11 protein-coding genes and 1 pseudogene are annotated in these 13,021 nt (G+C 73.0%); 8 read left to right on the top strand and 4 right to left on the bottom strand.

Annotated elements, in window-relative coordinates; genetic code table 11:
* On the top strand, positions 1–860 hold an 860-nt coding region (locus D471_RS34315), incomplete at its 5' end, for an alanine:cation symporter family protein (RefSeq protein WP_017599067.1).
* Between the two features lie 128 nt (positions 861–988).
* Here the strand turns inward: D471_RS34315 and D471_RS34310 are convergent.
* A complete protein-coding gene (locus tag D471_RS34310) occupies positions 989–2,023 on the bottom strand; it encodes an Lrp/AsnC family transcriptional regulator (RefSeq protein ID WP_051059161.1) in 1,035 nt (344 codons plus the stop codon).
* A 103-nt stretch (positions 2,024–2,126) separates the two neighbouring features.
* Between D471_RS34310 and D471_RS0113305 the strand changes: the two genes are divergently transcribed.
* The 7 genes and pseudogenes from D471_RS0113305 to D471_RS0113275 all read left to right on the top strand — a co-directional run bounded on the left by D471_RS0113305 (position 2,127) and on the right by D471_RS0113275 (position 9,000).
* On the top strand, positions 2,127–3,335 hold the full coding sequence (locus D471_RS0113305) for a M20 metallopeptidase family protein (RefSeq protein WP_017599065.1): 1,209 nt from the start codon (positions 2,127–2,129) through the stop codon (positions 3,333–3,335).
* 41 nt (positions 3,336–3,376) lie between these two features.
* Positions 3,377–4,846 (top strand): MFS transporter, encoded by a 1,470-nt coding sequence (locus tag D471_RS0113300; RefSeq protein WP_051059163.1) that lies wholly within the window; start codon positions 3,377–3,379, stop codon positions 4,844–4,846.
* A 146-nt stretch (positions 4,847–4,992) separates the two neighbouring features.
* The gene (locus D471_RS0113295) at positions 4,993–5,322 is read left to right on the top strand and encodes a hypothetical protein (protein WP_017599063.1); all 330 of its coding nucleotides are present in this window, start codon (positions 4,993–4,995) and stop codon (positions 5,320–5,322) included.
* Positions 5,312–6,843, top strand: a pseudogene (locus D471_RS34305) (sensor histidine kinase). The gene D471_RS0113295 and the pseudogene D471_RS34305 overlap by 11 nt, the downstream one beginning before the upstream one ends.
* The gene (locus tag D471_RS0113285; protein ID WP_017599062.1) at positions 6,840–7,499 is read left to right on the top strand and encodes a response regulator transcription factor; all 660 of its coding nucleotides are present in this window, start codon (positions 6,840–6,842) and stop codon (positions 7,497–7,499) included. The pseudogene D471_RS34305 and the gene D471_RS0113285 overlap by 4 nt, the downstream one beginning before the upstream one ends.
* Before the next feature lie 92 nt (positions 7,500–7,591).
* A complete protein-coding gene (locus D471_RS0113280; protein WP_051059162.1) occupies positions 7,592–8,206 on the top strand; it encodes a DUF4956 domain-containing protein in 615 nt (204 codons plus the stop codon).
* Positions 8,161–9,000, top strand: coding sequence for a polyphosphate polymerase domain-containing protein (locus D471_RS0113275; protein WP_017599060.1), 840 nt, complete (start codon positions 8,161–8,163; stop codon positions 8,998–9,000). Before D471_RS0113280 ends, D471_RS0113275 begins: the two co-directional genes overlap by 46 nt.
* Positions 9,001–9,195: 195 nt before the next feature.
* On the opposite strand, the gene D471_RS0113270 is transcribed toward D471_RS0113275, so the two are convergent.
* From D471_RS0113270 to D471_RS0113260, 3 genes are all read right to left on the bottom strand, one after another.
* Positions 9,196–10,725, bottom strand: coding sequence for a multicopper oxidase family protein (locus D471_RS0113270; RefSeq protein ID WP_017599059.1), 1,530 nt, complete (start codon positions 10,723–10,725; stop codon positions 9,196–9,198).
* A 77-nt stretch (positions 10,726–10,802) separates the two neighbouring features.
* The gene (locus tag D471_RS37640; RefSeq protein ID WP_017599058.1) at positions 10,803–11,261 is read right to left on the bottom strand and encodes a hypothetical protein; all 459 of its coding nucleotides are present in this window, start codon (positions 11,259–11,261) and stop codon (positions 10,803–10,805) included.
* A gap of 154 nt (positions 11,262–11,415) precedes the next feature.
* Positions 11,416–13,021: alkyl/aryl-sulfatase (locus tag D471_RS0113260; protein ID WP_017599057.1), on the bottom strand; the 1,606-nt coding region annotated here is incomplete at its 5' end.

Here is a 13,021-nt window from a genome sequence, read left to right as displayed (position 1 = left end):
CCGCCGGTGTGATCATCTTCGGCGGCGCCCGACGGATCGCCGGGGCCGCGACGACTCTGGTGCCGTTCATGGCGACGCTCTACATCCTCATGGGACTGGTCGTCGTCGTGATGAACATCGGTCAGATCCCCGCCGTGATCGCCGACATCGTCATGCACGCCTTCGGGCTCCGGGAGATCGCCGCGGGCGGCATCGGCACGGCGATCGTGCAGGGTATGCGGCGCGGCATGTTCTCCAACGAGGCGGGTCTGGGCTCGGCTCCCAACGCCGCCGCCAGCGCCGCGGTCAGCCACCCGGTCAAGCAGGGCCTGGTACAGACGCTGGGCGTCTACTTCGACACCCTCATCGTCTGCTCCACCACGGCCTTCATCATCCTGCTGTCCGACCCGACCTACACCGAGGAGGCCGGTCCGACGCTGACGCAGAACGCGCTGGAGGCCAACCTGGGTCCGTGGGCGCTGCACCTGCTCACGCTGATCATCCTGCTGGTGGCCTTCACCTCGGTGCTCGGCAACACCTTCTACGGTGTCTCGAACGTCGCCTACCTGACGCGAAACCCCTCGGTGATGATCGGATTCCGACTCCTGGTCGTGGTGGTGACCTTCCTCGGCGCGATCGGCTCCGGCGGCCTGGTCTGGAGCCTGGCCGACACGACCATGGGCCTCATGGCCCTGGTCAACCTCGCCGCGCTGGCGTTCCTCGCGCCGACCGCGTTCCGACTGCTCGACGACTTCGTCCGGCAGCGCCGCCAGGGCACGGACCCGGTCTTCGCCAAGGACAGCATGCCCGACATCACCGGGGTCGAGTGCTGGAACCAGGAGGACCTGGAGCACATCGGCAGGACGGTCGGGAAGAACTGACCCGACGGGACTCCGGCGGTCAGTCCGGCCCCGGGTGACCCACCCTCACTCGGCCACCCACCCGGATGATCCGCGCGAAGGGGGCGGCGCTGTCACGGCGCCGCCCCCTCTTCCCTCCCCGTCCGGGCTCACTCGGTGAGCGGCCCGGTCGGGACGTCCCACGCGTCGATGGGGACGGCGCCCGTCCGATAGCCCCGGTGGTCGAGCAGCTGACCGCTGAGCTTCATCGTCCACAGGGCGACGGCGCGGTCGCCGACGACGATGGTGGGCGCGGTCCGCACGAGGTCGGCCTCGAAGCGCTGGGCGTCCTCCACGGACCGGCTCCACGCGATGACCAGCAGGTTGTGCCGTCCGGTCACTCCCGCGCACAGGCGCACCTCGCGCATGCCGGTGACACTCCGCGCGGCCTCGGCGACCTGGTCGGGCGGCACCCGGGCCCAGACGATGACGGCGACCGGCCACTCCGAGAGCGGGCGGGCGACCTCGCAGCGGGCCTGCACCATCCGGGCGGCGAACAGGTGGCGCACCCTGCGGCGCACGGTGTCGGGCGTGCTGTCGCACAGTTCGGCGAGCGCCGTGTAGGAGGCCCGTCCGTCCTCGGTCAGCGCCACGATCAACCGCCGGTCGAGCGCGTCCGGCGACCGGGTGGGCCTCGGCTCCGGCGCCTCCTCGGCCAGACTCTCCACCTGTCGCGGCGTCAGTGCCCGGAACCGCCACCGGCTGCCCTCGGTGAACACCGTCCCGGCGAGATGGGTGCGGCTGGACCGCACGCCGCGCATCGTGTCCAGCGACCCCACGACCCATCGGGACAACGCGCCGACGTCCTCGGCCATGACGGTGAGCACCAGGTCCCGGTCACCGGTGACGTGCTCGACCGCCGAGACGTGCGGCAGCTTGGCGAAGCCCCGGGCCACCGCCATCAGGTCGCCGCTGGCGCAGTCGACCTCCACGAACGCCAGACACCCGGAGCCGGACAGTCCGGTGCCCGGACCGCAGGTCACCCACGCCGCGCCGTTCTCGTGGAGCCGCTGCCAGCGGCGCGCGACCGTCGCCGCGTCCAGTCCCAGGACCGCTCCGACCCGGGCCCAGCTCGCCCGGGGCGCGACCTGGAGGGCGTGGACGAGCGCCTGGTCCACGTCGTCCATCGCGCGTTTTTCCAGCATCTGAAGTCCCCTGATGCGGTTTTCCGGTGATTTAACACCGCTTCGTACCCCTTACCTCCAGTGTGACGGAAACGATCACACGATCCACAGGGGGGATTCCGTCATGTCGATGGCCGAGTCGATCACGCGACGGGCCGAGGAGCTGCGCGAGGAGCTGGTGGAACTGCGCCGCGCCCTGCACCGCGAGCCCGAACTCGGGCTGGACCTGCCGCGCACGCAGCGCAGGATCCTGGACGCCCTGGCGGGCCTCCCACTGGAGATCACCACCGGCACCGGCCTGAGCTCGGTCACCGCCGTGCTGCGGGGCGGCCGTCCCGGCGGCGCCGTCCTGCTGCGCGGCGACATGGACGCCCTCCCCGTCCGGGAGACGGCGGACGTCTCCTACGCCTCCACCGTCGACGGCCGGATGCACGGCTGCGGCCACGACCTGCACGTGGCCGGACTGGTCGGGGCCGCCAGGCTGCTGTGCCAGGTCCGCGAGGAACTGCACGGCGACGTCGTGTTCATGTTCCAGCCGGGCGAGGAGGGATACGGGGGCGCCCCGCTCATGATCGGGGAGGGCGTGCTCAAGGCGGCGGGCGTGCCCCTCGACGCCGCCTACGCCGTTCACGTGGCCTCGTCCCTGCTCCCGGCGGGTGTGGTCGCCACCAGACCGGGCGTGGCGATGAGCGGATCCGACGTGCTGAGGGTGACCGTGCGCGGTGCCGGAGGACACGGATCCGCCCCGCACACCGGCCGGGACCCGGTCCCGGCGGCGTGCGAGATGGTCACCGCGCTCCAGAACCACGTCACGCGGACCTACGACATCTTCGACCCGGTCGTCGTCACCGTCGGGCGGCTCGTCGCGGGCACCCAGAACAACGTGCTGCCGCACCAGGCCGAATTCGAGGCCACCGTGCGCTGCTACTCCGAGGCCAACCACGCCCGGCTCCAGGAGAACCTGCCCGCCCTGGTCCGGGGGATCGCCGCCGCCCACGGGCTGGAGGCCGACGTCGAGTACGAGGTCCAGTACCCGCCGACGGTCAACGACGACGCCGAGGCCGCGTTCGCGCTGGAGACCGTCCACGACCTGTTCGGCGAGGAGCGCGGGTTCGTGTCCCCGGTCCCGGCCTCCGGGTCGGAGGACTTCTCGTTCGTCCTGCGCGAGGTCCCCGGCGTGATGCTCATGCTCGGCGCCACCCCGCCGGACGCGGACCCGGCCACCGCCCCCGGCAACCACTCCCCCGACGCGCGCTACGACGACTCCGTCCTGCCCGCCCAGGCCGCCCTGCTCGCCGAGCTGGCCGCGCGCCGCCTCGCCCGGACCGCCTGAGTCCGATCCCCATCCCCCAACGACGCCGAAGGGTGCCGACCATGAGTGAGCACGAGACACGGACCGACCGGTCCCCGGACGCGGAGCCGGGAGCGGCCCCGGCCGCACCGCCAGCGATGGCCAGGGGCGTCGTCGCCGTGGTGGGTCTCCTGGTCTTCTTCGAGCTGACCAGCGGGATCCTCCAGGGCTCCATCGCTCCCCTCCTGCCCTCCCTCCAGGGGGAACTGGACGTCTCCAGCACCCACCTGCACTGGATCGTCGCCGTGCAGTACCTGACGGCCGCGGTGAGCGTCCCGGTGTTCGGACGGCTCGGCGACCTGTACGGGTACCGGCGCATGCTCCGGGTGTCCCTGCTGTGCGTCGCGACCGGCTCGGTCGTCGTGGCGCTCGCGCCCAACCTCGCGGTCCTGTTGGTCGGCCGGGCGCTGCTGGGGCCGCTCGCGGCACTGCTGCCCCTGGAGATCGGCCTGGTCCGCGACCGGCTGGACCCCGAACGAGCCCGACGCGCCATCGGACTGCTCGTGGGGTCGCTCACCCTCGGCGGAATGCTCGGCAGCCTCCTGGTCGGAGTCGTCCAGACCGTGGTCGGCGACGTGCGGATCACCCTGGGCCTGCTGGCCGCCGTCGCGGTGGGCTGCCTCGCGCTGTCCTATGTGGGGATTCCGGAGGCCCGCACCCGCGCCTCCGGCCGGATGGACTGGGTCGGCGGCGCCCTGATCGGACTCGCGCTGGTCACACTGCTGGGCACGATCTCCCAGGCCGAGAGCTGGGGGTGGGGATCGCCGATGGTCTGGGGCGGCTTCGCCCTGGCGGCGGTGCTCGTCGTCTGGTGGGTCCGGGTGGAGCTGCGCGCCGACGACCCGCTGGTGGACGTCCGCGCGGTGGTCGCCCCCGTCGTCGCCCCGCAGTACGCGGCGGGGTTCACCCTCGGCCTGCTCCTGCTCGGCGGACAGAGCGTCCTCGTCGTGTACCTGGCCACCTCGCCCGAGGCCGCCGGGTACGGGTTCGGGCTGAGCGTCCTGAACATCGGCCTGTGCGTCACGCTGCCGAGCGTGACGGCGTTCGCGGGCGCGAGCACCGTCGCGCCCCTGGGCTCCCGCGTCGGCTACCGCCGCGCGGTCTTCCTCGCGTTCACCCTGATGGCCGCCGGTTCTGTCGGTTTCGTCCTGTTCTGGCACACGCTCCCGGCCTTCCTGGGCTCCCTCGCCGTGGCGGGGCTCGGGTTCGGTCTCGCGCTCGGCGCGCTGCCGACCCTGATCGTGGAGGCCAGCCCCGCCGACCGTTCGGGAAGCGCCACCGCGGTGTACAACAACGTCAAGACGCTGGGCGGCAGCGTCGGCGGCGCGGTCTTCGCCGCCGTGCTCGCCGGCTTCGTCATCGGCGGAACGGACACGCCCTCCCTGGGCGCGTACCAGGGGGTGTGGGTCCTCATGGCCGTCGTCGCGCTGGCGACGGCCGTCCTGGCGGGACGCACCCCGCGAACCCTGCGGACACCGGCCTCCCTCGTCTGACCCCGGGACGCGGCACGGCGCCCCCTCGGGTTCCTCCGAGGGGGCGCGCCCACGCCTGACGCGTCACGCGTTCCCCGCCGAGGATGAAGATTCCCTCATACTGGTTTCATCTGGGCACTCTCCGGAATCGGGCATGCTCAGGCCCTATGAGATCACCACTACTGCTGCTGGCGAGCGCGGTGCTGGCGGCCGTCCTGGTCGTGGGCGCCGTGTTCGCGTGGGCGTCGTCCGCCCCCGGGACGCGGACGCGCCCGCCGGAGGAGGTCGTGGTCGGCGAGTCCCCGGAGGGCGCCGCCAACCCCTCCGCCGACGACGACGTCGTCGCCCCTCCCCCTCCCGTCACCGACGGGGACGGGTCCACCGCCTCCCCGTCACCGGATCCGTCGTCCGCGCCCCCACCGCCGTACACCTGCGACGACGATGACGACTGCCACGGAGACGACGACGCGGACGACTGGGGCGACGATGACGACTGACGCACGCTCCGACGCGTCCCCCTCGGACGAGGCCCCGGACCACCCGTCCGGTCCCGCCTCCGACGACCCCTCGCGCACCCTCGTCCTGCGCGGCCCCCTCCCCGACGTCCCCCAGCGCCGCCGCGTCCCCGCCCGGCTGCTGATCGTGGCGTGGGTGGTCACCCTGATGGCGGCGGTCCTGGTCCTGGTCACCACCGTCACGTGGAGCGCGCTCACCGCGAGCGCCGACGCGGGTGTCGACCGCGCGCTGACCCAGGAGACCGCCGAGTTCCGCGAGTTCGCCGCCGTGGGGGTCGACCCGACCACCGGTGAGCCCTTCACCGACGTGTCCGCCCTCATCCGCGTCCACCTGGAACGGCAGTACCCCGACGAGGCCGAGATCCTCTTCGGCTGGGTGGCGACGGACTCCGGACGGATCCGCCAGGGCCAGGAACCGCCCTTCGACGTGTCGGCCGACCCCGCGCTGGTCGCCGAGGTCCTCGACTCCCCCCACGCGCGCGGAACCCTGGACACCCCGGCCGGACCCATGGAGTGGGAGAAGATCCACGTCCTCCCCCGGCCGGGAGGGACGGGGCCGAGGGCTGGTTCGTCACCGGGTACTTCACCGAGCGCGGCGCCGCGGAGATCGCCGACACCACGCGCACGGTCGCGCTGGTCAGCCTGGTCGGCCTGCTCGCGGCGAGCACGGCCGCCTGGTGGGTGGCCGGGAGCATCCTCACCCCCGTGCGCCTGGTGCGCCAGGCCGCGGCGGAGATCACCGAGGAGGACCTCACCCGCCGCATCGAGGTGTCCGGCCGGGACGACATCGCCGCCCTGGCCGAGCAGTTCAACCACATGCTCGACCGCCTGGAGGGCGCCTTCCTCGACCAGCGCCGCTTCCTCGACGACGCCGGGCACGAACTGCGCACCCCCATCACCATCGTGCGCGGGCACCTGGAGCTCATGGGCGACGACCCCGGGGAGCGGCGCGAGGTGGTCCGCCTGGTCACCGACGAACTCGACCGGATGGCGCGCATCGTGGAGGAGCTGCTGCTGCTCGCCAAGGTCCAGCGGCCCGACTTCCTCCGCGCGGAGGAGGTGTCGCTGGCCGAGCTGACCAGCGACATCGACGCCAAGGCCCGGCAGCTCGGCGACCGGGACTGGCGGCTGGAGTCCGTGGCGGAGGGGACGGCCGCGCTCGACCCGCAGCGGGTCACGCAGGCGGTCGTGCAGCTGGCCGCCAACGCCGTCCGGCACACCGGACCGGGCGCCACCCTCCGTGTCGGCTCCTCCGTCAGCGGCCCCGACGTGCTGTTCTGGGTGAGCGACCACGGGCCGGGCATCCCGCCCGAGGAGCACGGCCGGATCTTCGAGCGGTTCGCGCGCGGCGGCTCCGCCCGCGCCGACCGGGGATCCGGGTTGGGGCTCGCCATCGTCCGCGCCATCGCCGAGGCGCACCACGGCCGCGTGGACCTGCGTTCGGCACCCGGCGCCGGATCCACCTTCACCCTCGTCATCCCCCTCGGAAGGGAGCACGTGTGAGTCGTGTCCTGATCGTCGAGGACGAGGAGCGGATCGCCTCCTTCGTCCGCAAGGGCCTGTCCGCGAGCGGGTTCGCGACGACCGTCGTCGGCACCGGGTCGGAGGCCGTCGACTACGCGGTCACCGGCGGGTTCGACCTCATGCTCCTCGACCTGGGGCTGCCGGACGCGGACGGGTTCGACGTGCTGCGGCGGGTGCGCTCCCTGGGCGTGGACATCCCCGTGGTCATCCTCACCGCGCGCGACACCGTGCGCGACACGGTGACGGGGTTGGAGATCGGCGCCGACGACTACGTCACCAAGCCGTTCAGCTTCGAGGAACTGCTGGCCCGGGTGCGGCTGCGGCTGCGTTCGGAGCGGCCCGCGGAGACGACGGTGCTGCGCGCGGGCGGGCTCGTGTTGGACCTGCGCACGCGCAGGGTGGACGTGGACGGCACCGCGACCGACCTCACCGGACGGGAGTTCGCGCTGCTGGAGCTGCTCATGCGCCACCCCGACCAGGTGCTGTCCCGGCAGCAGATGCTGTCGCACGTGTGGGGCTACGACCACGACCCCGGGTCGAACGTGGTGGACGTGTTCGTGCGGGCGCTGCGGCGCAAGGTGGGCACGGAACGGATCGTGACCGTCCGGGGCATGGGGTACCGGCTGCTCCGGTGACGGGATCGGCACCGGCACCGATGGGCGCCGGATGAACGTTCCCTCATCCGGCGCTCATCGTCCCGTCACGGTCGGCCACCAGAGTGGTCACCATGATCTGGTTCGCTCTGGCGGTCGACCTGACCGCGATCACCCTCCTGGCCTACGTCCTCTACTTCCGCCGCCACGGCCGGCGGGACCTGCTCCTGGCCTACGTCGCGCTGAACACCGGCATCTTCGGGATCGTCGCGATGCTGACCCAGCGCGAGGTGGGTCTGGCGGTCGGTTTCGGCCTCTTCGGCGTGCTGTCCATCCTGCGGCTGCGCTCGGACACGATCAGCCAGGGCGAGATCGGCTACTACTTCACGGCGATCGCGCTCGGCCTGGTCAACGCGGTCGCGGCGGCCTCCCCGTGGATGCTGCTCGGTCTCAACGCGCTGCTGCTCACGGTCATGTTCGTGGCGGACAGTCCGCGGCTGCTGCCCCGGGAGGAGCGCCGCGTCGTCACGCTGGACGTGGTGCACGAGGACCCGGTGTCGCTGCGCCAGGACCTGGAGGCCCGGCTGCGCGGTCGGGTGCGCCGGGTGGACGTCACCGAGACCGACTACGTGCGCGACCTCATGGTGGTCGACGTCCGCTTCAGCGTCCCGCGTACCGACGGCGCGCCCTCGGAGCCGCCCGCGTGGACGGCCGTGTTCCCCTCTCCGGCCCGGGCGGGGCGCCGGTGAGCCCGCTCCCTCCCGCTCTGGACGGGCTCGGCGACCTCCGGCCGGTGCCGCTGGAGGAGGTCAACGCGCGCGCCGCGCTGGTGGCCCGCGCCTGCCGCACGTACCTCGTGCCCACCCGCCTGGTGCACGCGGTCTTCGCGGGGGCGGCGTCCCGGTACGGCGTGCTGACCATCGGCGGCCGCGGGTCCTTCCTGTACTCGTCGACCTACCTGGACACACCCGGGCTGGACACGTTCCACGACCACCGGCAACGGCGGCGGCTGCGGTACAAGGTGCGGGTGCGCACCTACGTCGACACCCGCACCCGGATGTGCGAGGTCAAGCTCAAGGGGGCCCGCGGCGGCACCGACAAGCGGCGCGCCGAACTTCCGGGGCCGCCCGACCGGCTGACCGAGCGGGACCGCGCGTTCGTGGACGGCACGCTGCGCGGGTACGGGCTGGAGCCGCCGGAGGACCTGGTGCCGAGCGCGGTCACCGACTACCGCAGGACCACGCTCGTCGCCGACTCCGGCGCGGAGCGGGTGACGCTGGACACCGACCTGGTCGGGTACCGCGGCGGACGCTCCGTCAGGACGCGCCCGGACGCGGTGCTCGTGGAGGTCAAGACGCGCGGCGGACTGACCGCGACCGAGCGCCGCCTGCACGAGCACGGCCTGCGCGAGGTGGGCTTCAGCAAGTACGCGGCGGTGCTGACCGCCCTCGAACCGGGGCTGCGGGGCAACCGGTGGCACCGCGCGATGCGCGACTGCCTGGAGCCCGGCGTCGACGCGCCGGAGCGGTCCGAGGCCGGGTGACGGCGCCACGGCGGTCCGGTTCGGGCGCCGGTGGGGTTCCGCACGACGAGTGGAGCCGCGGACGAGGAACGAGCGGCAGGCGACGACGAGGAGGAAGAATCCCTGCCTTGAGGGCGCCCGAACACGGGCTGGGGCGAAGCGGAGGCCCAGAACGAACACAGCGAGGTTTCACGTGAAACCTCGGCCGCCCGCCCGTCACGCGGAGTAGCCGACGACCCCCATCATCCCGGCCTCCCCGTGGTAGACGTTGTGACAGTGCGTCATCCACAGTCCGGGGTTGTCGGCGTCGAAGTCGCACGACAGCGTCTGACCGGGCAGCAGGATCACGGTGTCCTTGCGCGGGCCGTCCGCCCCGACCTGGAAGTGGTGCCCGTGCAGGTGCATGGGGTGCCACATGTCGGTCGCGTTGGTGAACGTCAGCCGGACCCGCTGGCCCTCCGCCACCCGGAAGGCGTTCCCGGCGGGGTCCTCCGGGTCGTGGCGGCGGCCGTTCAGCCCCCAGTCGAAGTCCGCCATCCCTCCGGTCAGCTCGATCCGGTGCTCGACCTCGGGGTCGGCCTCGGCCAGGCGCGCCCCCTCGTCGGCGGTGAGGTCGGTCGCCACGATGACGCGGCCCTCCAATTCCTCCGGGCGCGTGTCGGCCTCCGGAGCCGAACCCCCGCCGGTGCGCACGACGGCGAAGGCGGCCCGCCCCTTGCCCTCCGCCAGCGCCACCAGGGGGAACGCGCCGTCCTCCAGGGTGACCAGCACGTCGAAGCGCTCGCCCATGCCGATCAGCAGCGCGTCGGCCTCCCGGTGCTCGACCGGGTACCCGTCGGTGTGGGTGACGGTCATCGTGTGTCCGCCGAGCGCGACCCGGAAGGCGGTGTCGCCGCCCGCGTTGACGAACCGGACGCGCACCCGCGCGCCCGGAGCCACCTCGAAGGTGCGCGGGTCCCCCGCCGGACGCCCGTTGACCAGGTACTCCGGGTAGTAGACGTCCCCGGCGTCCCCGCCCAGGTAATCGCTGGCGGCGCCCATCAGCGTGCGCCCCATGCGCATCGGGCCGTCCCCGTCGCCCGAACCGTGGCCGCCGTGGCCCGAACCCCCGTCCATGCCCTGGAGCAGCTCGTCGAGGACGTCGTCCGGGGTGCCGCCGACACCGTCGAGCCAGTCGTCGAGGACGCCCACCCACTCCTCGTCGTACGACAGCGGCTCGTCCGGGTCCTCGACGACGAACGGCACGTACAGCCCCCGGTCGAGCTGGGTGCCGACGTGCGGGTGGAACCAGTGGGTGCCGGGGTTGGCGGCCACGAAGCGGTAGGTGAACCGCTCCCCGGGGGCGACGGCGTCCTGGGTCAGGCCGGGGACGCCGTCCATGTCGTTGCGCAGGGCCGGGCCGTGCCAGTGCACGCTGGTCGGGTCGGGCAGGTCGTTGACGAGTTCGGCGACGACGGTGTCGCCCGCGCCGACCCGCAGCTCGTCCCCGGGCACGGACGTCCCGTAGGCCCAGGTGGCGGCGGTCGTGCCCGCGAGGTCGAGGGTGGTGGGGGCGGCGGTGAGGGTGACCCGGTGCTCGCGCCCGGTGGCGTCGCGCCCGTCCTCGACGGCGCCGACGCGGGCGTCGTCGGGGGTGATGAGCGAGGCGCGGGTCTGTCCGCCCCCGCCCGAGCAGGCGCCGAGGAGGACGGCCCCGCCGAGGGCGGTGCCACCTCCGACGAAGTCGCGGCGGCTGATTCCGGGCACGCGGAAAGCGGATGCGGACATGGTGGAACGACCTTTCGGTTGACGGATCCGGAGAACGTCTGGGAGGCAGACGGCTTCTAGATCCGCAGAACCGAGAGCTCGGAGAGGTCGGGGGCGCGGGGCGGGGCGGCCGACCACCGGTCCGCTCGGAGGGCCGCCATGGCGGGAGGCAAAGGCAGCACGACGTCGGGCACCGGCGCGGGCGCGGGCAGGTCGGGGGTGGGATGCCCGGTCCAGCAGGTGGGCGCGGCGGCCGGGCAGTCGGCCGGGCCCGCGTGGGACACGTCCGCGTGGCCGGGGGCCGTCTGGGACGACGTCACCGGAACCAGGGCCGTGCCGCCGTGCAGCGCGTCGTGGACCGCGGCCGTGCCGCCGACGGGTGTCACGGGCTCGGCCGGAGCCGCGTGGGCGATCGGCTCGCCGGGCTGCTCCAGGGTGGCCGGACTCCACTCACCGATGCCGTGCCAGGCCAGGACCAGCAGGACGAGAACTGCCATGGCCAGGGCGGACGCCCAGCGACGCAGCATCGCGCGCACGGCATGCCTCCCCCCTGGCGGCCGGAACGCACCGTCGCGCCCCGCTCACCCGCGAACATACCACCGAGGGGTATGGAGGCGGTGTCGGGTCACGACATGAGAGGGGCCGCCGCCCCGTGTCCGACCGGGACGGCGGCCCACCCGGGCGGGCCTCTCAGGGCGTGACGATCGGGAAGTTGGGGTCGGGGGCGTCGAGCACGTCCACGAGCCGCTGGAGCACGCCGAGGTCTCCGGTGTGGTCGATGTCGTCCAGGCCGCCCTCCCCGGAGATCAGCCCCAACAGCTTCCCCCTGGTGAGCCGGAGGGTCAGGTCGGCGTCCCCGGAGAGCGCGCCGTCGGCCCTCCAGTGCACGAACGCCCCGTTGGACAGCCGCGTGCGGTAGCGCTCCCCGAGATCGGTGAACTCCCAGTCGACGGTGAGCGGGGTCCGTGCCGCCTTGAGCCCGTCGACGCGGATGCCGATGAGGTCGAAGACCTGGGTGACGGTGAGCGACGCCGTCATGCGGGCGAAGGCGAGCGACGTCGGGGTCACGCCCTCACGCAGCTCCCGGGCGCCCATCAGGTAGCAGTTGCGCCAGGTGGCGTTCTCCGCGCCGAAGCCGAGCCGCTCGAAGACGGACGCCAGGAGCTCCCGGGCGCCCGTGTGCGAGGGGTCGGCGAACACCGCGTGCCGGAGGAGCTGGGCGGCGAAGCGGTCGTCGCCGTCGTCGGCGTAGGCGCGCGCCTTGTCCACCACGGCGTCGACGCCGCCGATCGTGGCCACGTACCGCTTGGCGGTCTCCTCCGGGGGGTGCTCCCACAGGGAGGCGGGGTGCCCGTCGTACCAGCCCAGGTAGCGCTGGTAGACCGCCTTGACGTTGTGGGAGAGCGAGCCGTAGTAGCCGCGGGTGCTCCAGACCCGGTCCAGGTCGGGGGGCAGCGTCAGCTCCTCGGCGATCTCGGCTCCGGTCAGGCCCCGGTTGAGCAGGCGGAGCGTCTGGTCGTGCAGGTAGCAGTACACGTCGCGCTGCTGTGACAGGTACTCCATCGCCCGGTCCCGGCCCCACGTGGGCCAGTGGTGGGAGGCGAACAGGACATCGGTGTCGTCGGCGAAGAGCTGGATCGCCTCGTTGAGGTAGCGCGACCACGCCCGGGCGTCGCGGACCAGGGCGCCGCGCAGGGTGAGGACGTTGTGCATGTTGTGGGTGGCGTTCTCCGCCATGCACAGCGCGCGGCGGTCGGGCAGTAGGAAGTTCATCTCCGCGGGCGCCTCGGTGCCCGGGGTCAGCTGGAACACCAGGCGCACCCCGTCGACGGTCTCCTCCTGGCCGGTGCGGGTGACGTCCAGTGTCGGGGGGACCAGGCCGGGTTCGCCGTGGGAGGTGGCCATCCCCAGGCCCATGCCGACCATCCCCCGCGCGCCGACGTCCAGGAACGCGCCGGAGTAGTACATGCCGCGCCGCAACATGGCCGGTCCCGCGTAGACGTTCTCCGCCACGGCGTGCGCCATGAACCCCTCCGGGGCGAGGATCGGCACGTCGTCCCGCTCGGGGTCGGTCACGCCGAGGACGCCGCCGAAGTGGTCGATGTGGGAGTGCGTGTAGATCACACCGGTGACCGGACGCTCGCCCCGGTGCTCGCGGTACAGGCCCAGAGCGGCCGTGGCCGTCTCCCGCGACACCAGCGGGTCGACCACGACGACGCCGTCGTCGCCCTCGATGAGCGTCATGTTCGACAGGTCCAGGCCGCGGACCTGGTAGACGCCGTCGGTGACCTCGTAC

It is taken from the genome of Nocardiopsis lucentensis DSM 44048, assembly GCF_000341125.1.
Classification (GTDB): domain Bacteria; phylum Actinomycetota; class Actinomycetes; order Streptosporangiales; family Streptosporangiaceae; genus Nocardiopsis; species Nocardiopsis lucentensis.
This window is presented reverse-complemented; position numbering and strand designations above follow the sequence as displayed.

What these genes read in the sequence shown, in the direction of transcription:
- D471_RS34310 (WP_051059161.1), bottom strand. Translation starts at nt 2,023, where the DNA reads ATGCTGGAAAAACGCGCGATGGACGACGTGGACCAGGCGCTCGTCCAC.
- D471_RS0113305 (WP_017599065.1), top strand. Translation starts at nt 2,127, where the DNA reads ATGTCGATGGCCGAGTCGATCACGCGACGGGCCGAGGAGCTGCGCGAG.
- D471_RS0113300 (WP_051059163.1), top strand. Translation starts at nt 3,377, where the DNA reads ATGAGTGAGCACGAGACACGGACCGACCGGTCCCCGGACGCGGAGCCG.
- D471_RS0113295 (WP_017599063.1), top strand. Translation starts at nt 4,993, where the DNA reads ATGAGATCACCACTACTGCTGCTGGCGAGCGCGGTGCTGGCGGCCGTC.
- D471_RS0113280 (WP_051059162.1), top strand. Translation starts at nt 7,592, where the DNA reads ATGATCTGGTTCGCTCTGGCGGTCGACCTGACCGCGATCACCCTCCTG.